Raw genomic sequence first — 23,901 nt, 5'->3', positions numbered from 1 at the left:
CAGTCGGGATTGCGAATAGGTCAGTTAAACACCTGAAGAAACGGTCGGAAAGCATATACGTTCCAAATTTTCCGTCAGCAAAGCCCAAAACCTGCTCCATCCGAACCTGACCAAGCCAGGTCTCTTTGGAACCGAATCGATCCTCGCGCGTTAACTGGTCAAATGACGAAAGCGATGATGACAGATATGCGTGAAGACAATGACCATGATGCGGAGGCGGTTTTTGCCGAATTGAATTCAGGCGATCGCCGCGTAGGCGTCGAAATCGAATTCGGCGGATTGTCTGCCTCAAAAGCGGCAAAAGTAGTCCACGAAATCGTCGGTGGAGAAACCAAGGAAGTCGACGCCCATCGATATAAAATCCATGGCACGTCTCTCGGCACCGTCACGATCGAGCTTGACAGCAAGTATGTCCATACCAGCCAAGACGATACGGACGCCCAGAAAAAGGCGCGCCAAATCGCTGGTGACCTCGGCACATCAATTGTGCCGACCGAACTCATCACCGCGCCCATCTTCCTATCCGATCTAGGGACCGTGGATACGCTCGTACGGACTCTCGCGGCTGTCGGCGCGATGGGGAACGAGCAGCCACACTTGGCTTGCGGATTGCACCTGAACATCGAATGGAAGAGCGAATCCGTCGAAGCCCTATTGAGAGTCCTGCAGGCTTACCTGCTTATGGCCCCGAAGTTGCGCGAAGAAATTGAGCCGGATCCGACCCGAAAGCTTTTGCCGTTCATTGCAAGGTTCCCGTCTGACTATGAGCGGACCGTTCTTGATCCGGCATATCAGCCTGACCTGGAAACATTCATACGCGACTATTGTGCAGCCAACCCCAACAAAAACAGGGAGTTGGATCTCCTGCCGCTTCTGGCGTCGCTAAATGCAGGATGCGTGGAGGAGGCGATTGGCAAAGAGCCGAAGGCCGTCCGTCCGGCATTCCATTACCGGTTACCCGACGCACGCATCGGAGACGCCGCATGGTCCGTTGCCGAGGAATGGAAACGATGGAAGCGTGTCGAAGATCTGGCAGCCGACCAGCAGGAACTCATGAACCAGTTAGAAAATTGGCGTGCTGAGAACGAACAGCCGGACGGGATTCTGGGGGCTGCCAAACGATTGATCAACCGGGTAAAGAGCTCATGAAACCACTCATTGGCGTATCGACATCGGCAACCGGCGGCTGGCGGTCCTATCTTGCCATATCTTTCGCGATATGGCGGGCCGGCGGGCAGTCTCGACGGATCACCCCGAAAACCGGGTATTCGATCACTGAGCTGGACGGCGTGATTGCCGGCGGCGGCGATGACATCAGCGCCTCTGTCTATGGTGGGGAATTGCTCCCGAATGTGCGCCTTGATCCGGATCGCGACGCTTTGGAGACAGAGCTTATCCCCGAGGCTGTGAGACTGGAAATCCCGGTGCTCGGGATTTGCCGCGGCGCGCAAATGATCAATGTGAGCCTGGGTGGGACACTGCACACGGATATTTGGGAAGTCTTTGAGACTGCGCCCAAACTTCGCACGGTGTTGCCACAAAAGGAAATTGGTATTGCCGGTGATGCATGGCTTGCATCTGTCCTTCAAACGCGGCGGTGCCGGGTCAATGCGCTCCATCATCAGTCCATCCAGAAGACAGGGCGCGGTCTGCGGGTTTCAGCCTTGGACGATCACGAGATCGTGCAAGCGATCGAAGCCACATCCGGTAAACCCGTGATCGGTGTCCAATGGCATCCGGAATTGATGCCGTTCTCAAAGACACAACAACGGTTGTTCCAATGGCTCGTTGGGGCCGCAAAAAATCGGAACGACACCGGCGAACATTTCGAACTCGCGGCCTGACAGGCGCGTTTGATCTGCCGCCAAACCATCTGAATTAAAACAAACACCTGCCTGGACCAGACCCAGTCTGGCCGAGCATAGAAGGAGTAATTGATGACCGATAAGGTTGAAATTCTGGAGAAAACTAAAGTCACTCATGATGTTTGGGCGCTCACGACGGCCCGCCCTGATGGGTTCTCATTTGAACCAGGTCAGGCGACCGAAGTGCGGATTGACCGTAAAAAGTGGCGGGAAGAACCGCGGCCATTCACCTTCACTTCCTTGCCGGAAGACGACGTTCTGGAATTCACCATCAAAGCATACCGGGACCATGATGGCGTGACCAACAAGCTCGATGATGTAAAAGTTGGTGAGAACCTTCTGATTGATGATCCATGGGGCGCAATCACCTACAAGGGACCAGGGACATTCATTGCAGGTGGTGCGGGAATTACGCCGTTCCTGGCGATCCTCCGGGACCTCAAGCAAAAGGGCCAACTGTCCGGGCATCGGCTGTTGTTCGGCAACAAGACGTCAGATGATATCATCTTGAGGGATGAACTGGATGACATGGCCGGTCTTGAGGTCATTTATGCGCTGAGCGACGAGAGCAAAGACGGCATGCGTGAAGGGCATTTCGACAAGGCCGCGTTGAAGGACATTCTCGGGACCACGGATCAAATGTTCTATGTCTGCGGTCCGCAGAAAATGGTCGACGCTGTAATCGAAAACTTGAAAGCACTCGGCGTCTCCGTCGACATGATCGTCACGGAAGACTGATGCTTGGCCGCCGCAATAGTGCTTGGCTTATGCCGCGCTGCCGCCAGAACACTTGCTTGTCGGCCAGAGCTTCTGATCTGCCGAGGTAGGATTGCACAAGTCTTTGGTAGCAATATGAAAATCGGTCGATAGCTGGGGCAAAGTGTTCTGCCTCAGCCGTAATGCGCTTCGTCTTCCCGGCGTTCAAAGTCGTAGATTTCGCCCGTTGAGGCCAGCTGGCTGATCCGAACGGGCGCGCCATCGTCACTGAGTTCCACCAAACCGATTCCTGGGGCGTTCAAAATGCGCCGTCCGTGGGGTGTGCCTTCCGGCTTGCGCGGAATGATGCGCATGCCGCGGCGCTTAGTCAGCCAGTTGAGTGGTGAGCGCGGTGCAAACGCCCAGCGGTTTCCATGATCCAAAACGGCGAGCAACCGGTCCGGCCACTTGTTTTTGATGCCGCTGGAACAGACTTGCCAGATCTCCGGGTTCTGACCGGATTGCCGGGTGCGCGACTGCCGCCCGTTGCGCAACTCCACATCGTAAACAAAGGAGTAGTGAACGTCTCCCGACAGAATGACAAAGTGCTTCGGCGTGTTCCGATGCTGGAAGATGTTGAGGATCGCGCTCGCCGTCCCTGGATGGGCCATCCAGTATTCCGCATCCACCATCAGCGGTTTGCCAAGGAGCGTAAACAGTTTCTGGACGGACTCGATCAGCTTTACCCCGAAAATCGGCGCAGCCGAAACCAGCAACACCGCGTCCTTGTTTCGAAGCCGGGCCTGTAATTCCGTTGCAGCTTCCCAGTCGAGAAGGCCGGACGGAAAGTGGCTGTTGCGCTCAGAACGCCATCTGCGGGTCCGCGTATCCAGCGCAATCAAGGGCGGATCGGTCGGCCATTCGAAATCCCACTTTTCGTAATCCAAAATGTGGTCAATCGCGGCTTCATGGTCTTCGGTCCCGGGCCGCTGCAGGGCCGCTTCGAACACGGTTTTGAGATCTGCCCGAATGGTTTTCGGCCGGTTTCCCCACCCCTGATTGATGCCATAGGCAATGAGCGCATTGCCGATGACCCGCCGGGCAAGCGGATGCCCGTAGGCTGCCTCTTCCCAGGCCAGCGAGAGGTTCCAGTCGTCGGTGACATCGTGATCATCAAAAATCATGGCTGTCGGTGTGTGGGCCAGCAACCGGCGAACGTTGGCAAGCCCGCTGACAAATCCATTAATATCCCGGACTTCCCGGTCATACATTCGCCGGTCTTTATCCGAGAGATCCTCTGGCGCAGCACGACCCGGTAACACATCCCAGCAGGCCGGTGACCAGACAAGCAGGTACATCGCCAGCATTTCAGCCAGGGTCATCAGGTGATTTCTGGCGTGCAGGGATGTGAAGATCGGTTTTTGCGTCCCACCAAACATGACATCGAAGACCGAGGCATTCTGATCGATTTTCGGCAAGAGCTGGTCCCGCTTGTACAAAAAGCCGCCTTGATCCCGCAGATCAGTTCCACTTGCCGGTGCCCCAGGCTCTATCCCGGGCAGGGTTTCATCCGGCAGGCCCAGGACGTGGGCGAGGGCGGTGATGGCCTGCACCATCGGGCCCGCAGCATCGTCCACATAGACCTGGTCACCGCTCAGGACCAGCAACTCCGGCATGGGATGCTCCGCCTCGTTGTCGGAAATCGCCTGCTCGACAGCCCGGTCGGCAGCAACCAGTCCGTCTTCGCAGGAGCTATGCGGCTTCCTGCATGAGCCGTGCATGACCGAAGAGACTTTCTTTGGGATCCGAATGAACGGGAGTTCGCGACCCGGATAACAAAGATCCTTTGCCCAATGCGTGTGGTCTTCCCAACGCCCCCCGTCGCCCACTCGCTTTTCAACAAAAAGGCTGAGCCGATAGGGTATCAACACCTCTTCCGGCAAGGGATCAGACAGGACGAGGTCGATAAGAAGATAACTGAGTTGGTCTCCAGCCCTCAGCCAAAGCAGTTCTGGTGCTGACGGGTCCAGTTCGAAAATCCGCGCGTCCATCTCTGGCGGGAAAAGCTCAAGTTTGACAGGGCCCTGCGCTCGAACTGCGAGCCAGATTGCCAACCGGTCTGATTGAATGCGGCGGATGATGGGTCCGGCTAATACAGTGGGAAGCACATCAGATTTTTGCGACTTCGGATCGCTCAACAACATTCTCCAAACTGACAGCCATTCCGTTTGCAACGCGCCGGCACGTTCTACACACAGACTGGACAGTTAGGGCTGCAGGCCGGGATTTACAAATGTCAACGTATCTAATTGGAAACACGTGTGATTAGCTGACCGGACTTACAAGGTGTCGCGATGGCGGACTTCCGTTGGCAGTTCGACGCTCTCCGGCGACCGGCCATGCAACGCTTCGATCAGCGCGCGGGCCGCCAATTGTCCCATGCGCCGGTGTGGGACATGGACAGTGGTCAGCGGAACAGGCGCGACGAACGCCAGCTCGATATTGTCAAAACCTGTGATTGCGACATCACCGGGAACCTTGAGTCCAAGGTTCGCTGCGGCCCTCAGGGCGCCAACGGCCAACACATCATTGCCGCACATAACTGCGGTCGGAGGATTCGCGCCGGACATCAACTGTTGGAACGCCGCCTCCCCGTTTTCGATTGAATAAGCCGTCTCGACAACCTGCAGAGTGTCTGGGTCAAGATCGGCATCCCGCATTGCGGCCCAAATGCCTTCCACGCGTTCCCGTGCGCGGTCGTTGGTCGCGGTATCTGCAGATATGCAGCCGAGTGTCCGGTGCCCCTTGCCAATGACTTCTGAGGCAAGCTCCTTCATGGCCTTGCGGTTGTCAAAGCCGACAGACAAAAAGTCCTGCGACGGTTCCGATGCCCATGTTAGAACCGCCGGGATTTTGCGCTTTTTCAAAAACTCATAAATCTGCGGATCCCGCTGGTACCCAATCAAGAGCAAGGCGTCTGCACCGCGGGCGGTCAGTGTCCGGATTTGCTCTTCTTCGAGATCCTGCCTGTAGGAGGAGCTGGCAACGAGAAGCGTGCAACCGTTCTTTTGCAACTCTTCCTGAAAAGCCTGGATGCCGCGCGCAAAAATGGCGTTTTCCATCGTAGGAATGATGGCGCCGATCATGTTGGTCCGGCCGGCAGCGAGCGCGCGCGCACTGTAATTCGGCGCATAGCCAAGATGATTAACGGCGTCCATGACGGTCTTGAGCGTCTTTTCCGTGACGCGGTCCGGTGTGTTCAGACATCTGGAAACGGTTGCCGTCGACACACCTGCTCTCGCCGCGACATCGGCAAGTGTTGGCACTGAAGTGTCAGGCGATTTTGAAATTTCTTCCATCGGTCAAACCGCTCGGAAACCGTTTAGTCACATAACGTTGGACCCGCCTTACAGGGCTTGCACATTAAACAAAACCATTTTTGTGCTTGCAATGGAAAATGTAAGCGCTTACATTTTCTAAAGCCGGGTGAATTGGTCGTTGGGAGGTGATCATGCTTTTGGCGTTGGCAGGCGGTCTCTTTGCCGTCTTCGTGATCAATGTATCGATCGGTTCCTTTGGTGGAACACCGTTTTTCGGAAATGTCGGAGAAATGTTGTGTCTGTTCGCTGTCTCGGCAGCGTTCACCGCAGCTGTGCTCAAGAAGGAAGCAGAAAAGTAACCGGCATCATCAGGTTCAGACAGGATTTCTTGGGAGGAAATCATGAAAAAGACGGAAGACTTGGCCTCACATGAGCGCCGCAATTTCTTGAAGCTCAGTAGCGCTGGCGCATTCACCGCTGCGGTGGTGGCTGGTGCAGCAGGTACTCTCTGGTCCGACGAAGCTGTCGCCCAAACCGCGCAGGAGGAGCGCGAGCGGGAGCAGGCCGCCGACCACACGATGACACTGGCAACCGCCTATGTTCTCGGCGCATCCCGCAGCTATCCGATCATGCAGCTGGACCTCAAAGAAAACATCCAGAACGCTACAAACGGAAAAGTCTACGTCAAACTCGCACCGGGCGGTCAGCTCGGCGCCGGCGGCGCACTTGCCCAAGCGGTTCAGGGCGGCACCATCCAGGCAGCCCAGCACTCCTTGTCCAACTTCGCTCCGTTCGCATCCGCAGTTGACTTGATCAACATGCCGTATTTCTGCGGTTCCAACCAGCGCTTCACAAACCTCGTGACATCTGAAGCCTGGAAAAAGGAAGTCCACCCGAAGGTTGAGGCCTCCGGCTTCAAGGCTCTCTTCTACGTTGTGATTGATCCGCGGGTAGTTGCAGTCCGCAAAGGTGGAAACAAGGTCATCACACCGTCTGATCTGTCCGGTGTGAAGTTCCGCGTACCAGGATCAGCAATGTTGCAACAGTACTACCGCATGGTCGGCGCAAACCCGACACCGGTTGCCTGGGGTGAGACACCTTCTGCGATCAAGCAGGGCGTTGCCGATGCGCTCGACCCATCCGTCGGTGCGCTCTACGTCTTTGGCTTCAAAGACATTTTGAGCCATGTGACATTCACGCAGGCTGTACCGGACAGCCAAGTGTACTCTATGAACCTGGAGTGGTTTAACTCCTTGCCGGCCGATGTTCAGCAAGGCATCGAGTTTGCTGGTGAAATAACGGCTCAGCAGAACCTTGCGAAGGTTCCGGCAGCTCGCTCCTATGCAATGGCAGAACTGGCCAAGTCCGGCGTGGAATTCCACTCGCTCACAGACGACCAGTTGGCCGAGTGGCAAGCCGCCGGCGGCTACCAACGCGAGGAATGGGATCAGTTCAAGGTTGAACTGGCGGGGTCCATGGAGGCCTTCGGCCGCCTGGAAGAAGCGGCCAATACGCAAGGCCGCCTCTACGTCCACGACGCCTAAGGGCGAATTGCCTGCCGGCGCCCTCAAGAGCGCCGGCAGCCCACACTGTGCGCTTTCCAATTCCCTGTTCACGCGACCACCGCATCAGGCATGCCGCCTGATGGGAGCGGTCGAGGAGTGCCAATGTCATCTGTCCTTCAAGCTATAGACAAGAACGGCGAGCGCTGGCTGCTTCTCCTGTTCTACGTCATGCTGGTGCTGACCATGTTCATTGAAGTGGTCCGGCGCGAAGTCTTCGCCTACTCGTCCATTTGGGGTGAGGAGATCGTTCGCTATTCCTTCATCTACCTTGCCTGGATCGGGGCTGCGGCTGCTGTCAAGGAGCGCGGCCATATCCGCATCGATGTTCTGATGCAGTACGTTAGCCCCAAGGTGAAGGCACTGCTCTACATCTTCGGCGACATTATCATGGCGATCGTTGCAGTGATTGCATTCTACTGGTCGCTGGAAACCGTACTCGTGTCGGCAAAGTTCGGATCGGTGACACACGGCCTGCGTATTTCGCAAGTCTGGTTCCTCAGCGCCGTGCCTCTCGGCTTCGCCCTCATCCTTTTCCGTCTCGCCCAGTCGTTCCTGCGCGATTTCCGCGACCTTCGTGATGGCAATCCCGTCTACGAAGGCGACAAACTCTTCGACTAAAGGGGGCGGCTATGCTTTGGCAACATATGCAACCGCAAACAATTGAGCTTGGCTGGGATTTCTACGGTCCGGTTCTCCTGTTCGTTCTGCTAGTCGCGCTTGCCGTACCGGTCTGGGCGGCCATCGGTGCCGCCGCGAGCCTCATGCTCGTCTGGTCCGGCGCGCTTCCCCTGTCCCTGGTCGGCGAAAAGCTTTTCAGCGGTATTGACGCCTTCGCGTTGACAGCGGTGCCGCTGTTCATCCTGACCGGGGATGCACTGGTCCGAACCGGGCTCAGTCGAAAATTTCTCGACGTAGCGGAAGCGCTCACGCAATTCGCAAAGGGTGGCTTCGGCTCCGCAACCGTCCTTGTCTGCGGCATGTTTGCGGCGATCTCCGGCTCGGATGCGGCAGGTGCGGCAGCTGTGGGCCGCATGACCATCGACCGGTTAGTGGAAAGCGGCTATCCGCGCCCCTATGCCTGTGCCCTAGTCGCAGCCGGTGCTTGTACCGGCATTCTGATCCCGCCATCCATCGCCTACATCATCATCGGCTTAGTCCTGGGTATCTCCGCATCGACGCTGTTCCTTGCAGCCGTTATTCCGGGCCTTGCAATTCTGGTCTCGATCCTGGCCACCAACATCATCATGAACCGGCTCTATGGCTGGGAAGGTGGCGGCAACATCAGCATGAATGAGTATTTCTCCCGTCTGTGGGTTGCCATCAAATCGGGCTGGTATGCGTTTATCGTTCCGGTGATCATCTTCTACGGCATCTTTTCCGGCCGCTTGACCCCGACTGAGGCTGGCGCCACCGCTGTCGTCGTGACCATCGTCATGGGCTTTATCTTGGGAACGCTGCGGTTCTCGGACTTTCCGGCCATGCTGGTCAGTTCAGCCAAGGTTAATGGTGTGATCATTCCGATCATCGCCTTCTCCATCCCCCTTGCCGAAGCCCTTGCCATCATTGGTGTGCCTCAGGGTTTTGTGGCGGTTGCCACCGGCATCAGCGATGAGCCCTGGGTGCTCATCATGATGATGATCCTGGTTTTGATCGCCGCGGGCTGCGTCATGGAAACCACGCCAAACATCGTGATCCTGGCGCCAATTCTGAAACCACTCGCCGACAACATCGGCATGAACGAGATCCAGTTCTGCATCATGATGATCACTGCACTCGGTGTCGGGTTCATCACGCCGCCGCTTGGTCTCAATTTGTTCGTCGTCTCCGGCCTAACGGGTGAATCGATATTGAAAATCGCTGCCCGGGCCGTTCCCTTCGTCCTCTTCATGCTCGCCGTGACCTTGCTGATTGCCTATGTGCCGGCAATCTCAACCACGCTGCTGCCTGAAATCTACAAGTAGGCTCTGCCATGACCGTTGAATATCTGAAGAAAGCAGATCTCACCTCAAAGACCGATGCGTCCGAGACCACAAAGATCGTTCAGGAGATCCTCGATACGATTGAAGCTGGTGGCGACGCCGCTGCGATGGAGTATGCCGCCAAATTCGACAAGTATGACGGCGAAATCATCCTGAGCGATGCCGAGATCGAAGCCGCAAGCGCCAAGGTCCCGGAAAAGCTGAAACGCGACATCGAGTTCGCCCACGCCAACGTTAAGCGCTTTGCAGAGGCCCAGCGTGAGACCTGCCAGAACATTGAGGTTGAGGTTGTCCCGGGCCTCATCGCCGGCCAGAAAAGCATTCCGGTCAACACGGCCGGCTGCTACATCCCCGGCGGTCGCTATAGCCACATCGCCAGCGCGATCATGACTGTTACCACTGCTAAAGTCGCGGGCTGTGAGAACATTGTTGCATGCTCCCCGCCACGGCCTGGCATCGGCATCAACCCGGCGATCATCTACGCGGCCCATGTCTGCGGCGCCGACAAGATTGTCGCCATGGGCGGGGTCCAGGGTGTGGCCGCCATGACGTTCGGCCTGTTTGGTCTGCCAAAGGCCAACATCCTCGTTGGTCCGGGCAACCAGTTCGTTGCCGAAGCCAAACGGATCCTGTTTGGCCGGGTCGGGATCGATATGTTTGCAGGGCCGACCGACAGCCTGATCCTTGCCGACAAGGCAGCGGACCCGGAAGTTGTGGCCGCTGATCTCGTTGGTCAGGCGGAACACGGTTACAATTCACCGGTCTGGCTTGTCACCGACACCAGGTCTCTGGCCGAAGAGGTCATGGCGCTGGTTCCAAAACTCATTGACGACCTGCCCGAGGTGAACAGTCAAAACGCGGCTGCCGCCTGGCGTGACTACGCCGAAGTGATCCTGTGCGATACCCGCGAGGAGATGGCGGCGACATCTGATGCTTATGCTCCCGAACACCTGACGGTGCAGGCCGAAGATCTGGATTGGTGGCTGAACCGTTTGTCCTGCTACGGATCCTTGTTCCTCGGCGAAGAAACCACTGTTGCCTTCGGCGACAAGGCATCGGGCACCAACCATGTGTTGCCGACCTCCGGCGCCGCGTCCTATACTGGTGGCTTGTCGGTCCACAAATTCATGAAGATCGTCACCTGGCAGCGGGCCACCCGCGACGGAGCCAAACCGGTCGCTGAGGCAACGGCGCGTATTTCACGCCTGGAAGGCATGGAAGGGCATGCCCGCACGGCCGACATCCGGCTGCGGAAGTATTTCCCCGGTGAGAACTTCGACTTGAGCGCGGAGGCGGCAGAGTAAGGCCATGTCCGGTCTGTTTGACGTATCCGGAAAAGTTGCTTGCGTCACCGGGGCCAGTTCAGGTCTCGGCCGGCGCGCTGCCACGGTGCTTGCTCAGGCGGGCGCGTCCGTGGTTGGCGTTGCCCGGCGCGCCGACGATCTCGAGGAGTGGCGGCGGGAGGCCGGCGGCTCGACCGCAGCAGTCGCGGCCGATTTGAGTGATCGCGAGCGCCTTGCCGGCATTGTAGAGAGTATCGCGGAACCCTTCGGCCCACCTCAAATTCTGGTACATGCGGCCGGGATCAACACCCGCGAAGCCGCAGATGATGTGACGGATGCCGGTTGGGACATCACCATCATGCTCAATCTGACGGTGCCGTTCTTCCTCAGCAAGGCCTTTGCGCCTGCCATGAAGGAGAAAGGCTGGGGCCGGATCGTCAATTTTGCCTCGCTTCAGACAACACGGGCGTTCCCGGGCGGTATTGCTTACGGAGCCTCCAAGGGCGGCATTGGCCAATTGACCCGGGCCATGGCCGAGGCCTGGTCGAAAGACGGCATCACGGCAAACGCAATTGGCCCCGGTTTCTTCCCGACAGAGCTGACGGCGGCCGTTTTTGGCGACGAAGAACGGGCGCGGCGCAATGCTGCCCAGACCTGCATCGGCCGCAACGGAGCGCTCGACGACATCGACGGCCCAATTCTCTTTCTGTGCTCAGATGCGTCCCGCTATGTCACAGGCCAAGTCCTGATGGTCGACGGGGGTTTCACCGCAAAATGAAAGCCCTTGTCTACACAGGCCCAGAAACGCAGGCTTACCGGGATGTTGCTGATCCGGCGCCGTCAGCAGGCGATGCGCTTATCAAGGTGGCCCACACCGGCATCTGTGGCTCCGACATGCATGCCTTCCTTGGTCATGATGAACGCCGCCCGGCACCGCTCATTCTTGGACATGAAGTTGCCGGAACCGTTGTATCGGGCCCACTTGAAGGAAAAAGGGTGACCGTCAACCCGCTGGTCACTTGTGGGATTTGTGAAGCCTGCCGGTCTGGCCGGGACAATCTTTGCCCGGAAAGGCAGATCATCTCCATGCCGCCTCGCGAAGGTGGGTTTGCGGATTACCTCGCAATGCCGGAAGGCAATCTTGTCGTGGTGCCAGACAACATCACGGATTCCCAAGCGGCACTGGCCGAACCCATTGCCTGCGGCTGGCATGCTGTACGTCTCGCGAAACGGGCCTTGATATCAGATCCGTCAGAGGCAAAAGCGCTGGTGATTGGCGGCGGCGCTATTGGTCTTGGGGCCGCGCTTTCCTTGAAGGCGCAGGGCATCACTCAAGTCCGCCTGATCGAACCCAATGCTGAGCGGGCTCAGTTTCTCAAGTCATCCTGCGGAATTGAGGTTTTGACCCCGGATCAAGCTGAGACGAGCGGGCAGTATGACCTGATCGTCGACGGCGTCGGGTATGCCGCAACACGGGCAACGGCAACCAAACTGGCCAAGCCAGGCGGGGTTATCAGTCACATCGGGCTTGGGTCGTCTGACGGCGGTCTCGATATCCGGCGGATGACGCTGCAGGAAATCACCTTCATTGGCACCTACACATACACCGCTGAAGACTTCCGCGAGACCACCAAAGCCATGTTCGATGGTCGGTTGGGCGCACTCGACTGGACCGAAATCCGGCCGTTGTCCGACGGTCTCAGAGCTTTCACCGACCTGCGCCAAGGCGCGGTCGCTGTTCCCAAAATACTACTCACACCCGATAATTGAGGAGACAATTATGTCTGAAATTCCCCATCTTCTCGTCCACGAACATGCCGACAACGTCGGTGTGGTGGTTGTGGAAGGGCTGACGGCCGGCACCGACATGCTGTGCTGTGTCACCCATGACAATTCCACTTTCCGCCTGACCGCCGGCGCGGACGTGCCGATTGGCCACAAGATCGCGCTGAAAGATCTCAACAACGGCGACACCGCCATCAAATACGGCGAAGACATCGGCAAGATCATTGCCGACATCCCAAAGGGCGCCCACGTCCACACCCACAATTGCAAAACCAAGCGCTGGTAAGGAGCCGCCCGAAATGTCTACCAAATACTCGAACATGACGGTGAAGGCTTACCGGCGCGAAAACGGCCGGGTCGGGGTCCGCAACCACGTTGTCATTCTGCCCGTCGACGACATCTCCAACGCTGCTTGTGAAGCCGTTGCCAACAACGTCAAGGGCACGCTGGCCATCCCGCATGCTTATGGCCGTCTGCAATTCGGTGAAGATCTGGAACTGCACTTCCGGACCATGATCGGCACTGGCGCCAACCCGAACGTCGCTGCCGTTGTGGTCATCGGCATCGAGCCGGGCTGGACCAAGCGCATCGCCGACGGGATCCGCGAAACCGGCAAACCGGTCGCCGAGTTCTCCATTGAACAGAACGGTGACTTCGAAACCATTCGCCGTGCCTCCTGGGCTGCCAAGGACTTCGTTCACAAGACGTCGGAATATCAGCGCGAAGAGTGCTCCATCTCCGAGCTCTGGGTCTCTACCAAATGCGGCGAGAGCGACACCACCACCGGTCTCGGCTCCTGCCCGACCGTCGGCAACATGTACGACAAATTGCTGCCGGAAGGCATCACCGGCTTCTTCGGTGAAACATCGGAAATCACCGGTGCGGAACACATCTGCCAAAAGCGTGCGATCAACGAGGAAGTTGGTGAGCGCTGGTACAAGATGTGGAAGGCCTATCAGGATGACGTCATCTTCGCGCACCAGACGGACGACCTTTCCGACAGCCAGCCGACCAAAGGCAATATCGAAGGTGGCCTGACCACCATCGAGGAAAAAGCCCTCGGGAACCTGGAAAAAATCGGGCGCACATCGCAGTACATCGACATTCTCGACCCTGCAGAAGCGCCGAAGTCGGGCAATGGGCTCTACTTCATGGACTCATCTTCTGCCGCTGCAGAATGCGTGACGCTGATGGCCGCGGGCGGAGCCGTGATCCACACCTTCCCGACCGGGCAGGGCAATGTGGTCGGCAACCCGATCGTGCCGGTGATCAAGATCACCGCCAATCCGCGCACGGTTCGCACCATGAGTGAACACGTGGACGTTGATGTCTCCGGCATTTTGCGCCGGGAAATGACCATCGATGAAGCCGGCGATGCGTTGATTGAAATGATCTGCCGCACCGCCAATGGCCGGAACACGGCTGCCGAAGCGCTGGGTCACCGGGAATTCTCCATGACCAAACTCTACCGCAGCGCTTAAATCCGACTGGTCTGGTGGCTGGAAACCAGCCACCAGATTCTCGGCCATGCGGCTAGGGCATCGCCAAGCCCTAAAAATTGAAATAAGTGTCGGCGATCTGTTGTCTTTTGAAAGCACACACACCGATGGAAGCGACCGAACGCCTCAGTCTTTGCAATGCAGAACTTTTGATCAAGTCCGCCTTCCTGGCCGTGGGTGTGCCTGACATAGCCGCGCAGTCCGTTGCGAATGCGCTTGTCGCCGCAGAAGCAGAAGGTCAAGTCGGGCACGGGTTCTCCCGCGTCGAGGACTATGCGGCGCAGGTTCAATCCGGGAAAATCGCTGCCTCTGCAGACGTTGTTATTTCTCAAAAGGGAACAAGCAGCCTCCTCGCAGATGCCGGTTTCGGATTTGCCTATCCCGCACTGGACGCTGTTATTGAAAGAGGCTCCGAGGTGGCGCTGGAACATGGCTGCGCAACCATGGGCATTACGCGGTCCCATCATTGCGGGGCGCTCTCGGTTCAGGTTGAAAAACTCGCCAAACAGGGGTTGATGGCAATCATGGTGGCTAACGCACCGGCGGCAATGGCGCCGTTCGGAGCCAAGGATCCCGTTTTCGGAACAAACCCAATCGCCTTTGCCGCCCCACGGCCGGGCAAGGATCCGCTTGTTGTGGACTTGTCCTTGTCACGGGTAGCCCGCGGCAAGGTGATGAATGCGCGCAAAGCCGGAAAAGACATTCCGGAGGGCTGGGCACTCGACAAGGATGGCAACCCAACCACAAGTGCCGAAGCTGCGCTCGAAGGCACAATGCTGCCAATTGGCGAAGCCAAGGGTACAGCGCTGGCCCTGATGATAGAGATCCTGGCTTCGGTCATGACTGGCGCTTCGAAAAGCACCGAAGCCTCCTCGTTCTTCTCCGCCGACGGACCACCTCCCGGAGTTGGTCAGTTCCTGATCGCCATGAAGCCGATGGATACAGAACATTTCGCTGCCCGCATCGACGCTCTGCTCGGCTTGATCGAAACCATGGAGGGCGCACGCTTGCCCGGCAGCCGCCGCGCTGCCGCCATCGCCAAGGCCAGAACGGAAGGCATTGATGTACCGGCCCGCTATGTCGATGCGGTCCGAAAGCTTGCAGAAGGTCATGCCTGGCCCTGACCAGTGGCGAAGTCAGGCACGGCTGCAAAAGCTTCAGAAAGGGAGGATTTCGATCCGATGTACAAGCATGTCCTGATACCGGTCGCTCTTGATCATGAGACATTGATCGCCCGAAAGCTGGAAAACGCCCGCCATCTTTTGGCGGACGGCGGGCAAATCACGCTTTTGACCGTCCTTGAGAATATTCCGGGGTTCGTTTCTGAATTCGTGACTATGAAGGTCGACAATCATCTGACAACCAAGGTCGAAAACAAGCTGCGCGAGGCAACCGGCGGCGATGACAGCATCCAGTGCAAGGTCGTGAGCGGGAAGCCGGGGGTGCAGATTGCAGCCTTTGCCGAGGAAAACGATGTCGATCTCGTCATCGTCGGATCGCATCACCCGACAGCTCAGGACTATTTCCTCGGATCAACCGCATCGCGCGTGGTTCGTCGGGCCGGATGTTCTGTCTTTGTGGTTCGCGATTAAGGCGCCCGCTACATCCGCCCGGCACGCTGAACAGTGAACTGTTAAACGCTCACCTCCGTAAGCAACAAAAGCAAATTGCTTCGGAGATCTGTAATGCCGCGTTTCGCCCCTGCCGCTGTTGTCATTTCCGGTATCCTTGCTGCAACCGGCCACGCTGTCGCGGCTGATCCTGCGACACAGACGGGCAGCGCCCATGATTTCAGCTTTGAGCTCGCAAACGGACTATCCCTGCCGATGAAGGAATACGAGGGAAAGGTGGTCCTTGTGGTCAACACGGCAACGGCCTGCGGTTTCAGTGGCCAGTTGTCCGGACTTCAAGAGCTGCACGAGAGATACGCTGATCAAGGCCTTGTCGTGCTCGGCGTGCCATCGAACGACTTTGGCGGTCAGGAACCGCGCAAGGACGGCGAAATTGCCGCCTATTGCGAAGCGAAATACGGGGCAACCTTCCAGATGACTGCGAAGACGTCCGTGCGTGGGGACACCGCCCACCCATTCTATCAATGGGCTGTTGAGGAGCTCGGCTCGCTCGCGCGGCCAAACTGGAACTTCCACAAATACCTTGTTGGGCCGGACGGGTCCTTGGTTTCCTGGTTTGGAACTCCGGCAAAACCGACCTCCAAGGCCGTCGTGGCCGAAATCGAGAAACATCTCGACCAACTGCCGGCTGATCAAAGTTCCTAATGGACGGTCACGCTTTTTCCAAACTCGCCTGACAATGCGGGTACCGGTTGAAGCGGACCTTTGCAAACATGCGATAAAGAACGCCTGCAAGTTGGTATATCCCGGGAAGAGAGACGAACCGGCTTAGCAATGACCATCCCGAAAATTGACGCCAAAGTGCGATAAAGGCGTCAACTTCGGTCCGCATCACTCCCTCTGCGTCTCGAACATGCATGTACATCAGAGCTTCTGCCTGGGAAACGCCCGTGCCTTCCAGCTGCGCAGGATCGTTGGCGATGTCGTGCCACAAGATTGGGTGCTTCGGGGTCCGCCGCTTGAAGAAATTGATTTCCTTCGAACACAAGCCGCATTTGCCGTCGTAATAGACCGAGATCACCAAACCACTCCTTGTTTCTGGATGATCTTTTTACGAGCGGAAAAACGGGATGGATTGGGATGAGCACAGGACACAGCCACCTGTGCGGATTCGTCTCAGCTGCCCTTTTTTGTGTGTTCGTAAGTCGCATCCAGACGAGACCAGAGATAATCAGCCCCGGAGATCGGCGCATATCGGGGCGGCCTGTCGTCGCTCACGCACCCTGGAAGACAGGAGACTTCGGCATCCGGGTTCGGGTCCAGAAAAAACGCGATCGAATACCGCTCGCGGCCACTGCTGTTCACGACGCGATGCGGCGTAGAGACATAGACATCGTTGGTCCAGCGCATTAGGCAATCGCCAATATTGCAGATGAATGTGCCGTCGATTGTCGGGGCTTGGAGCCATTCACCGTCCCGGCGCCGGACCTCCAGTCCGCCAACCTCGTCGGGGAGCAAAATGGTGATGTTGCCATAGTCCGTATGGGTCCCGGCCCCAATTTGACCGGCCGCAGCATCAGTAGGCTGCGGCGGATAGTGAAGCAGGCGCAGGGTAGCCATTGGCGCGTCTAGCTTGTCTTCGAAAAAATCAGGTGCTGCCTTCAGATCAAGCGCGATGGCCTGATGGATCGTCCGGCCAAGCCCCCAAACAACATTGAAGTAATCGAGAACAGTGTCCCGCCAGTCGGGCAAATCCGGCCATTGGTTTAGTGCCCGGAACGGCTCTCCGGCCAAAATACGGGGGTCATCGGGCGCGAATTCTAGGCCGACATTAAAAGCTTCCTTCAGATCCGCCGGTTTGGATGGATCAAGGTTTTCGCCTTCCATCGGAACATAGCCGCGGTTGGTCTTTTGGAAGTCCTTCGTCAGCGCCAGTTTATCGGCGTCAGGCAAAGCAAACACGGCGTGGGCAGCCGCATTGATCCCGGCAATCAGGTCCGCATCAATGCCATGGTTCTTTACATAGAAGAACCCGGTCTCCCGTGCCGCCTGGCCGATCTCTCGTGCGGCTTGCTCAAGCCCGCCGGGCGCACTGTCCACCAAACCGCCCAGGTCGATGATTGGAATATGCGCATTGTCCAAGAGGAAGTCCTTTCAGGAAATCGGCATGCCGGCGGCACACCCCGTTCCCTGAACTTCCAACTCTGGCTCAATGGTCGTCAAGGGCATTCCGGTCAGTTTGCCGGCTCTTCCTTTGGAGCGCGCCGCAACTCCGCCAGTTGCCGGGTATAGGCAGCGATTTCTTCCAAAACCGTCTGCGCCGCCACACTATCACGATTGCCCAGCGCGTCGCGAAGGCGGTTATGAAGGCCGGCAATGTGCTTTTTATCTCGAAGCCGGTAAACCAGCATGTTCATCAAGGGCTGCATAGCCTCGATTGCGCCCGAGACCTGAAACATCAGCAACGGGTTTCCGGTTGCCTTGGCAATGACCGAGTGAAACCGGACATCTGAATCGCAGAAGTCTTCGTCCGACAGATCCCCGCTTTGAAGGCTGATCTCCCGAGCCATTGCGGTCAGATCCTCTTCGCTGCGGTTTTCGCAAGCGAGTGCCAGACAAGAAGACTCCAGAAGGTAACGGGCTTCGATGGCATCTTCGAACGGGATGTTGTTCATGCCGATGAGAAGCCGGGTCGTGCCCACCAGATCGCCGCGAGCTTCATCAAACGTGATGCGATTGACGAATGCACCGCCGGACGCACCCCTTTCTGAGCGAATGAGGTTCTGGGCCGCAAGCCGCTTCATCGCTTCGCGTACGGTTGCCCTGGACACTCCGAACCGATCAGCGAGCTCTGTTTCACTCGGCAAACGCTCTTCTACGCTCAACGCGCCATCGAGAATGGCCTTACGGATCGCATTGGCAATCTGGGTCGACAAACCCTCCTTGCGGATCGCCTGATACTCGATTGCCAATGGTGTCTCCTTTGCACGCACCCGTCCACGGTGCCTCTCTACAAGACTAGGCCCGGCTCTGGAACAGGGTCAATGCAAATATTTTAAATGTCAGACAATTAATTATTTGACTTTTTCAACAGATGCGCTCAGCCTTTTCTCAACGATATGGGAGGACATTGGGTGCAGATCGCCCTTCAATTAGTTGACCGGCGCCAAGCCGCCTGGATCGCGTTTTTTGTCGCGGTTCTTGGCGCGTGGGCAGCTCTTTTCCTGATGCAACCGGATCTCGATCTGCCCGCGGGCTGGCAAGCGCTTGGCCTGGATTACCTGGCATCTCTCTGCCGTCCGGCCGCAGACACAAGCCTTGCCGGATTGATCGCAATGTGGGGCTTGATGTCCCTTGCAATGATGGCGCCAACCGTTGCGCCCGCACTGAAAACCTATCTCGACCTCACCCATACGCAAGGCGCCACAATCACCGGTTTCTCAGCGCTGCTTGCCGGCTACCTGCTCGTCTGGATCGGCTTTTCGGTTCCCGCAGCTCTTCTGCAGGCTGCGCTGGACACACAAGGCTGGCTGGACCCCTTCGGCCGCAGTTCCGAAGTCTATTTGACCGCGGGCCTTTTGGCGCTTGCCGGAGCGTACCAGTTCAGCCGACTGAAAGAAGCCTGTCTCAACCAATGCCAGAGCCCGCTGATGTTCTTTATGGGCAAATGGCAAGATGGGCCTTCGGGCGCTTTCCGGATGGGATTGCACCTTGGCGCGATCTGCCTCGGCTGTTGCTGGGCCCTCATGCTGTTGGCCTTTGTTGCCGGCACCATGAACCTCGCCTTCATGGGCCTCGCAATGGTGCTGATGACTTTTGAAAAACTCCCACAGCTCGGACGTTACCTGACCGTGCCTGTCGGTTTTGCACTTCTGGGATCTGCATCTGCGATCCTCATTATCGAACTCATAAAACATCTATAACGGAGACAAGAATGACTGGATGGGCCATCCGAGGGGAATTGATCCTCAACTGCAATTGCACCGTTTTCTGCCCGTGCGTCGTTTCGCTTGGAAAACACGCGCCGACAGAGGGCTACTGCCAGGCCTGGGCTGGTGTCCGGATCGATGAAGGTCATTATATGGGCGAAGATCTGTCCGGTTTGAATGTCGGCCTTGTCCTCGAAATCCCTGGTCTGATGGCCCGCGGGAATTGGAAAGCCGCTGCCTATATCGACGAACGCGCTTCGGAAGCCGCCTATGATGGCCTTTTGAAGATCTTCTCCGGTCAGGCCAAGGGCACAACAGGTCTCTTCAAGGTCCTGGTGAGCGAATTCCTCGGCGCTGAACGCGCGCCCGTGACTTACGAAAACGAAGGCAAGAAGCGCCGCCTGATTGTTGGCAAGGCAATCAAGGGCGAAGTCGTTCCGGTTGGCGGATCTGATCCGGACCAGGATATCGTGGTCACAAACACCGAGTACTGGATGGGCTCGGACATCACGGTCGCAACCGCCACTCAGGGCCGTGTCCGTGCCTATGGCCGTGTTTGGGACTTTGACGGCCGCAGCGCCGAAATCTGTCAGATCGACTGGTCCGGCCCAGCCGTCGAACAGGCCGCATAGGGAGGACCCGGCATGCAGGTCCCGTCTCTGTCCATCTCCCGGCGCACGCGCAAGACACCGTTTTCGCGCCGTGTCCAGGAAGCCGGTGTTAAAGCCTACACCGTCTACAACCATATGCTTCTTCCGACTGTCTTTGAGTCGGTGGAAGAGGACTATAAGCATCTGAAATCAAAAGTTCAGATCTGGGACGTGTCCTGCGAACGCCAGGTCGAACTCTGGGGCCCGGACGCCGGGCGTCTGGCGCAAATGCTGACACCGCGGGACCTGTCGGACATGGCACTCAACCGGTGCTACTACACGCCGATGGTCGATGAGACCGGGGGAATGCTGAACGATCCGGTCACAACGAAACTTGCTGAAGACAAATACTGGGTTTCAGTTGCCGACAGTGATCTTCTGTTCTGGATCAAGGGGCTTGCGCACGCGTTCCGCCTGGAAGTCGATGTTGATGAGCCGGACGTTTCGCCTTTTGCCATTCAGGGCCCCAAAGCTGAGGACCTTGTCGCCCGGGTCTTCGGAGAACGCATCCGATCCATACGGTTCTTTCACTATGACTATGTGGAGTTTGAGGGGCAGCGCATGGTGCTGGCGCGTTCCGGCTACTCAAAGCAGGGCGGGTTTGAGCTCTATGTCGATGGCAGCAAATGGGGCGAACCCGTCTGGGATGCCTTCATGGAAGCGGGAGCGGACATGGATGTCCGGGCCGGGTGCCCCAACCTGATCGAGCGGATCGAGGGGCAACTTCTGTCCTACGGCAACGACATGACCCGCAACAACACGCCGCACGAATGTGGACTTGGAAAGTTCTGTCAGACACAGCAAGCGATCGGCTGTGTCGGCCGGGACGCGCTGCTCCGTGTTGCGGTCGAAGGACCTGTCCGCCAGATCCGCAGTGTGGCGATTGATGGCGATCCCGTACCGCCTTGTAACGAGTTATGGCCCATCATCGGTGGTGGCCGGCAGGTTGGAACAATCAGTTCGGCCGCCTACTCTCCGGATTTCAGAACCAATGTCGCGATCGGCATGGTCCGCATGACCCATTGGGACGACGGCACGAAGGTTCAGGTCGACACGCCGCACGGTATGCGCAGCGCGACCGTTTGGGAAACCCCGTTCTGCAACCAGGGGGGCTAGAGTGAGAGACCATTACGAGGCCCCACCGCCGCAAACCGCCAACCACGTTCCGCTATCACCGCTTTCTTTTCTGGCGCGGACAGCAGCATTGTTCCCGGATCGGCTGGCTGTTGTATACAACGACCGCCACTACACTTGGTACGATGTTCTGGAGCGGGTACGCCGGATCGCTTCGAGCTTAAAGCAGCGCGGCATCGGGCTTGGCGACACAGTCTCTGTGATGGCGGCGAACACACCCGAGCTGTTTGAGCTCCACTATGCAGTCCCGTTGACCGGCGCGGTGCTGAACACGATCAACACCCGCCTCGAACCGGAAACAGTCGCCTATATCCTTGAGCACAGCGATGCCAAACTGGTGATCGCGGACACCGCCTTTTCCGGCGTGATCTCTCAAGCGTTCGACATAAACGGCAAGGCTCTGCCGATCATCAACATTGCCGACCCGGACGGCCCCGGCGGCGCGTTGATCGGCGACGAGGTATTCGAAGATCTGGTCCAAAGGGGCGATCCGGCGTTTCCCTGGCAAGGTCCGGCCGATGAATGGCAAGCGCTGGCGCTGAACTACACGTCCGGCACGTCAGGCCGACCGAAAGGCGTCGTCTACCACCATCGCGGCGCTTATCTCATGGCGATGGGGACGCCAATCGCATGGGAGCTACCGCGCCATCCGGTCTATCTCTATTCCGTGCCCATGTTCCACTGTAACGGCTGGTGCCATGCCTGGACCATGACTTTGATGGCCGGCACGATCATTTGCATCCGGCAGGTGACTGGCGCTGCCGTCTTCGACCTGATCGCCAAGCACCAAGTGAGCCATTTGGGCGGTGCGCCCATTGTGCTCTCCATGCTGGTCAACACACCAGAGGCAGACCGGAAACCCCTGCCTGGCCCAGTGAAAATCATGACCGCCGGCGCTCCGCCGCCAGCAGCGGTTCTGGCCGCCACCAAGGCGCTCGGTTTTGAAGTGATGCAGGTCTATGGCCTTACCGAGACCTATGGTCATGTCGCCCAATGCCTGTGGCGGGAGGAATGGGACGACCTTTCCTCCGACGAACAGGCCGAGCTTCAGTCCTGGCAAGGCGTTGGCTTCCCAATGACCGAGAGCGTTGATGTCATTGATCGCGAGACCGGCGAACCGGTGCCATGGGATGGGGAAACGCAGGGCGAGATCGTCATTCGCGGCAACACGGTCATGAAAGGCTACTACAAGAACCGGGACGCGACGGATGAGGCCTTTTCCGGCGGTCATTTCAAGTCCGGCGACGCCGCCGTACGGCACGAAAACGGCTATGTGCAGATCCGTGACCGACTGAAGGATGTCATCATTTCAGGGGGCGAAAACATCTCGTCCGTCGAGGTCGAAGGAGTACTGCACCGCCATCCGGATGTGGTCCTTGCGGCTGTTGTCGCCTTGCCCGACGAGAAATGGGGCGAAGTCCCTTGCGCCTTTGTCGAGCTCAAAGAAGGTAGCCCGGCAACCGAAGACAGCCTGATCGCCTTTTGCCGGGAGAACATGGCCGGGTTCAAGCGGCCCAAGAAAATCATCTTTACGGAGTTGCCGAAAACGGCCACCGGCAAAATCCAGAAATTTGTCCTGCGGCAAGAGGCCCGGACACTCTCAAGTGAAACCGCATAACAGGGATATTTCACATGACTTTCAAAGCACTTGTTGTCGACAAGAACGAAGACGGCAAAACCAGCGCCGCCGTCAAGGAAATCGACGAGAACCAACTGCCGGACGGCAATGTCACGGTTGCGGTTGAGTACTCGACCCTGAACTACAAGGACGGCCTTTGTGTTGGACCGGGCGGCGGTCTGGTCAAGGACTATCCGCATGTCCCGGGCATCGATTTTGCCGGCACCGTCGAAGAATCCTCTGACGAATGGTACAAGCCAGGCGACAAGGTCGTTTTGACCGGCTGGCGCGTCGGAGAAGTTTGGTGGGGCGGCTATGCCCAAAAGGCCAGCGTCAAGGGCGAATGGCTGGTGCCATTGCCGGATGGCCTCACCACCCGCGATGCAATGGCGGTCGGCACAGCCGGTTTCACCGCGATGCTTGCCGTCATGGCACTGGAAGACTATGGTTTGAAGCCGGAAAACGGTCCGGTTCTGGTCACGGGTGCTGCGGGCGGTGTCGGCTCTGTCGCGGTCGCGATCTTGGCCAACCTTGGCTATGAAGTGCATGCCGTTACCGGCCGCGAAAGCACCTGGGACTACCTGAAATCCCTCGGCGCCAGTGCCATCGTTCCGCGGGATGATGTTGCCGAAACCATCAAGCGTCCACTGGAGAAAGAGGTCTGGGCCGGCGCGATTGATGCCGTTGGCGGTGAAATGCTCGCCCGCATCCTGGGACAGATGAAATACGGCTGCTCGGTCGCCACCATAGGTCTTGCCGGTGGGGCAAACCTTCCAGCCAGCGTCATCCCGTTCATCCTGCGCGGTGTAAACCTCCTCGGCATCGACAGCGTCATGCGTCCTTATGACGACCGTGTCCGCGCGTGGCAGCGGATCGCCAAGGACCTGCCGCTCGACAAGCTGCACGGAATGATCCACCCGGCGACCCTTGAAGACCTACCGGGCCTCGGCAAGGACATCCTGAAAGGCCAGGTCAAAGGCCGTGTTGTCGTCGACTTGAACGCATAA

Annotated in this window: 25 protein-coding genes; 20 read left to right on the top strand and 5 right to left on the bottom strand. The window is 57.9% G+C overall.

Translation table 11 applies throughout. The annotated features are described in order from the left end of the window. Positions 1–186 precede the first annotated feature (186 nt). The 3 genes from ACVDG4_RS21090 (at position 187) to ACVDG4_RS21080 (ending at position 2,603) form a co-directional block, all read left to right on the top strand. Positions 187–1,149: an amidoligase family protein gene (locus tag ACVDG4_RS21090; RefSeq protein WP_447236552.1), complete on the top strand. Its 963-nt coding sequence runs from the start codon at positions 187–189 to the stop codon at positions 1,147–1,149. Next, the gene (locus ACVDG4_RS21085; RefSeq protein ID WP_447236551.1) at positions 1,146–1,844 is read left to right on the top strand and encodes a gamma-glutamyl-gamma-aminobutyrate hydrolase family protein; all 699 of its coding nucleotides are present in this window, start codon (positions 1,146–1,148) and stop codon (positions 1,842–1,844) included. Before ACVDG4_RS21090 ends, ACVDG4_RS21085 begins: the two co-directional genes overlap by 4 nt. A 93-nt stretch (positions 1,845–1,937) precedes the next feature. Further along, positions 1,938–2,603: an FAD-binding oxidoreductase gene (locus tag ACVDG4_RS21080; RefSeq protein WP_447236550.1), complete on the top strand. Its 666-nt coding sequence runs from the start codon at positions 1,938–1,940 to the stop codon at positions 2,601–2,603. 152 nt (positions 2,604–2,755) lie between these two features. On the opposite strand, the gene ACVDG4_RS21075 is transcribed toward ACVDG4_RS21080, so the two are convergent. Together ACVDG4_RS21075 and ACVDG4_RS21070 are read right to left on the bottom strand one after the other, a co-directional pair. After that, complete coding sequence (locus ACVDG4_RS21075; RefSeq protein WP_447236549.1) at positions 2,756–4,765, bottom strand: metallophosphoesterase family protein; 2,010 nt, start codon at positions 4,763–4,765, stop codon at positions 2,756–2,758. 135 nt (positions 4,766–4,900) lie between these two features. Next, on the bottom strand, positions 4,901–5,887 hold the full coding sequence (locus tag ACVDG4_RS21070) for a LacI family DNA-binding transcriptional regulator (protein WP_447236548.1): 987 nt from the start codon (positions 5,885–5,887) through the stop codon (positions 4,901–4,903). A gap of 185 nt (positions 5,888–6,072) precedes the next feature. Between ACVDG4_RS21070 and ACVDG4_RS21065 the strand changes: the two genes are divergently transcribed. From ACVDG4_RS21065 to ACVDG4_RS21010, 12 genes are all read left to right on the top strand, one after another. Further along, positions 6,073–6,240 carry a hypothetical protein gene (locus tag ACVDG4_RS21065; protein ID WP_166672832.1) on the top strand — a complete coding sequence of 56 codons (168 nt, stop codon included), beginning with the start codon at positions 6,073–6,075 and terminating at the stop codon, positions 6,238–6,240. 42 nt (positions 6,241–6,282) lie between these two features. Next, positions 6,283–7,425, top strand: coding sequence for a TRAP transporter substrate-binding protein (locus ACVDG4_RS21060; RefSeq protein ID WP_209176297.1), 1,143 nt, complete (start codon positions 6,283–6,285; stop codon positions 7,423–7,425). Between the two features lie 123 nt (positions 7,426–7,548). After that, a complete protein-coding gene (locus ACVDG4_RS21055; RefSeq protein WP_306149351.1) occupies positions 7,549–8,064 on the top strand; it encodes a TRAP transporter small permease in 516 nt (171 codons plus the stop codon). A gap of 11 nt (positions 8,065–8,075) precedes the next feature. Further along, positions 8,076–9,407 (top strand): TRAP transporter large permease, encoded by a 1,332-nt coding sequence (locus ACVDG4_RS21050; protein ID WP_133952539.1) that lies wholly within the window; start codon positions 8,076–8,078, stop codon positions 9,405–9,407. Between the two features lie 8 nt (positions 9,408–9,415). Then, positions 9,416–10,729: a histidinol dehydrogenase gene (gene hisD / locus ACVDG4_RS21045; protein WP_447236547.1), complete on the top strand. Its 1,314-nt coding sequence runs from the start codon at positions 9,416–9,418 to the stop codon at positions 10,727–10,729. 4 nt (positions 10,730–10,733) lie between these two features. Then, a complete protein-coding gene (locus ACVDG4_RS21040; RefSeq protein ID WP_447236546.1) occupies positions 10,734–11,486 on the top strand; it encodes an SDR family NAD(P)-dependent oxidoreductase in 753 nt (250 codons plus the stop codon). Then, on the top strand, positions 11,483–12,478 hold the full coding sequence (locus tag ACVDG4_RS21035; protein WP_306149348.1) for a zinc-dependent alcohol dehydrogenase: 996 nt from the start codon (positions 11,483–11,485) through the stop codon (positions 12,476–12,478). The genes ACVDG4_RS21040 and ACVDG4_RS21035 overlap by 4 nt, the downstream gene beginning before the upstream one ends. A gap of 10 nt (positions 12,479–12,488) precedes the next feature. Continuing rightward, positions 12,489–12,779 (top strand): UxaA family hydrolase, encoded by a 291-nt coding sequence (locus ACVDG4_RS21030; protein WP_133952543.1) that lies wholly within the window; start codon positions 12,489–12,491, stop codon positions 12,777–12,779. 13 nt (positions 12,780–12,792) lie between these two features. After that, entirely contained in the window at positions 12,793–13,974 is a 1,182-nt protein-coding gene (locus tag ACVDG4_RS21025; protein ID WP_209176302.1) for a UxaA family hydrolase, read from the top strand. A gap of 107 nt (positions 13,975–14,081) precedes the next feature. Next, positions 14,082–15,116, top strand: a complete 1,035-nt coding sequence (locus ACVDG4_RS21020; RefSeq protein WP_522731725.1) for an Ldh family oxidoreductase — start codon at positions 14,082–14,084, stop codon at positions 15,114–15,116. A gap of 57 nt (positions 15,117–15,173) precedes the next feature. Next, a complete protein-coding gene (locus ACVDG4_RS21015) occupies positions 15,174–15,584 on the top strand; it encodes a universal stress protein (RefSeq protein WP_133952546.1) in 411 nt (136 codons plus the stop codon). 93 nt (positions 15,585–15,677) lie between these two features. Continuing rightward, on the top strand, positions 15,678–16,268 hold the full coding sequence (locus ACVDG4_RS21010) for a glutathione peroxidase (RefSeq protein WP_133952547.1): 591 nt from the start codon (positions 15,678–15,680) through the stop codon (positions 16,266–16,268). A gap of 7 nt (positions 16,269–16,275) precedes the next feature. Here the strand turns inward: ACVDG4_RS21010 and ACVDG4_RS21005 are convergent, their stop codons facing one another. From ACVDG4_RS21005 to ACVDG4_RS20995, 3 genes are all read right to left on the bottom strand, one after another. Continuing rightward, positions 16,276–16,644 (bottom strand): thiol-disulfide oxidoreductase DCC family protein, encoded by a 369-nt coding sequence (locus ACVDG4_RS21005; RefSeq protein WP_447236545.1) that lies wholly within the window; start codon positions 16,642–16,644, stop codon positions 16,276–16,278. Between the two features lie 95 nt (positions 16,645–16,739). Further along, positions 16,740–17,705, bottom strand: a complete 966-nt coding sequence (locus ACVDG4_RS21000; RefSeq protein WP_447236544.1) for an isopenicillin N synthase family dioxygenase — start codon at positions 17,703–17,705, stop codon at positions 16,740–16,742. Positions 17,706–17,797: 92 nt separating this feature from the next. Beyond that, entirely contained in the window at positions 17,798–18,535 is a 738-nt protein-coding gene (locus ACVDG4_RS20995) for a FadR/GntR family transcriptional regulator (protein ID WP_306149342.1), read from the bottom strand. A gap of 162 nt (positions 18,536–18,697) precedes the next feature. Between ACVDG4_RS20995 and ACVDG4_RS20990 the strand changes: the two genes are divergently transcribed. The 5 genes from ACVDG4_RS20990 to ACVDG4_RS20970 are packed head-to-tail and all read left to right on the top strand — an operon-like array spanning position 18,698 to position 23,901. Further along, positions 18,698–19,486, top strand: coding sequence for a DUF2182 domain-containing protein (locus ACVDG4_RS20990; RefSeq protein WP_306149341.1), 789 nt, complete (start codon positions 18,698–18,700; stop codon positions 19,484–19,486). A gap of 11 nt (positions 19,487–19,497) precedes the next feature. Beyond that, positions 19,498–20,124: a DUF1326 domain-containing protein gene (locus ACVDG4_RS20985; RefSeq protein ID WP_209176307.1), complete on the top strand. Its 627-nt coding sequence runs from the start codon at positions 19,498–19,500 to the stop codon at positions 20,122–20,124. Positions 20,125–20,136: 12 nt separating this feature from the next. Continuing rightward, complete coding sequence (locus tag ACVDG4_RS20980; protein ID WP_209180260.1) at positions 20,137–21,258, top strand: dimethylsulfoniopropionate demethylase; 1,122 nt, start codon at positions 20,137–20,139, stop codon at positions 21,256–21,258. Position 21,259: 1 nt separating this feature from the next. Further along, a complete protein-coding gene (locus tag ACVDG4_RS20975; RefSeq protein ID WP_447236543.1) occupies positions 21,260–22,894 on the top strand; it encodes an AMP-binding protein in 1,635 nt (544 codons plus the stop codon). A gap of 14 nt (positions 22,895–22,908) precedes the next feature. Beyond that, complete coding sequence (locus ACVDG4_RS20970; protein ID WP_447236542.1) at positions 22,909–23,901, top strand: MDR family oxidoreductase; 993 nt, start codon at positions 22,909–22,911, stop codon at positions 23,899–23,901.

This window comes from Roseibium sp. MB-4 (assembly GCF_053005265.1).
The sequence above is the reverse complement of the archived record's forward strand: the minus strand, read 5'-3'. Positions and strand labels throughout refer to the sequence as shown.

Excerpts from the sequence above, each read along its gene's own strand:
- ACVDG4_RS21085 (WP_447236551.1), top strand. The coding sequence starts at position 1,146 with ATGAAACCACTCATTGGCGTATCGACATCGGCAACCGGCGGCTGGCGG.
- ACVDG4_RS21010 (WP_133952547.1), top strand. The coding sequence starts at position 15,678 with ATGCCGCGTTTCGCCCCTGCCGCTGTTGTCATTTCCGGTATCCTTGCT.
- ACVDG4_RS20985 (WP_209176307.1), top strand. The coding sequence starts at position 19,498 with ATGACTGGATGGGCCATCCGAGGGGAATTGATCCTCAACTGCAATTGC.
- ACVDG4_RS21075 (WP_447236549.1), bottom strand. The coding sequence starts at position 4,765 with ATGTTGTTGAGCGATCCGAAGTCGCAAAAATCTGATGTGCTTCCCACT.
- ACVDG4_RS21055 (WP_306149351.1), top strand. The coding sequence starts at position 7,549 with ATGTCATCTGTCCTTCAAGCTATAGACAAGAACGGCGAGCGCTGGCTG.
- ACVDG4_RS21080 (WP_447236550.1), top strand. The coding sequence starts at position 1,938 with ATGACCGATAAGGTTGAAATTCTGGAGAAAACTAAAGTCACTCATGAT.
- ACVDG4_RS21035 (WP_306149348.1), top strand. The coding sequence starts at position 11,483 with ATGAAAGCCCTTGTCTACACAGGCCCAGAAACGCAGGCTTACCGGGAT.
- hisD (WP_447236547.1), top strand. The coding sequence starts at position 9,416 with ATGACCGTTGAATATCTGAAGAAAGCAGATCTCACCTCAAAGACCGAT.
- ACVDG4_RS20970 (WP_447236542.1), top strand. The coding sequence starts at position 22,909 with ATGACTTTCAAAGCACTTGTTGTCGACAAGAACGAAGACGGCAAAACC.
- ACVDG4_RS21050 (WP_133952539.1), top strand. The coding sequence starts at position 8,076 with ATGCTTTGGCAACATATGCAACCGCAAACAATTGAGCTTGGCTGGGAT.
- ACVDG4_RS21025 (WP_209176302.1), top strand. The coding sequence starts at position 12,793 with ATGTCTACCAAATACTCGAACATGACGGTGAAGGCTTACCGGCGCGAA.
- ACVDG4_RS20980 (WP_209180260.1), top strand. The coding sequence starts at position 20,137 with ATGCAGGTCCCGTCTCTGTCCATCTCCCGGCGCACGCGCAAGACACCG.
- ACVDG4_RS21090 (WP_447236552.1), top strand. The coding sequence starts at position 187 with ATGCGTGAAGACAATGACCATGATGCGGAGGCGGTTTTTGCCGAATTG.
- ACVDG4_RS21040 (WP_447236546.1), top strand. The coding sequence starts at position 10,734 with ATGTCCGGTCTGTTTGACGTATCCGGAAAAGTTGCTTGCGTCACCGGG.
- ACVDG4_RS21060 (WP_209176297.1), top strand. The coding sequence starts at position 6,283 with ATGAAAAAGACGGAAGACTTGGCCTCACATGAGCGCCGCAATTTCTTG.
- ACVDG4_RS21015 (WP_133952546.1), top strand. The coding sequence starts at position 15,174 with ATGTACAAGCATGTCCTGATACCGGTCGCTCTTGATCATGAGACATTG.
- ACVDG4_RS21030 (WP_133952543.1), top strand. The coding sequence starts at position 12,489 with ATGTCTGAAATTCCCCATCTTCTCGTCCACGAACATGCCGACAACGTC.
- ACVDG4_RS21065 (WP_166672832.1), top strand. The coding sequence starts at position 6,073 with ATGCTTTTGGCGTTGGCAGGCGGTCTCTTTGCCGTCTTCGTGATCAAT.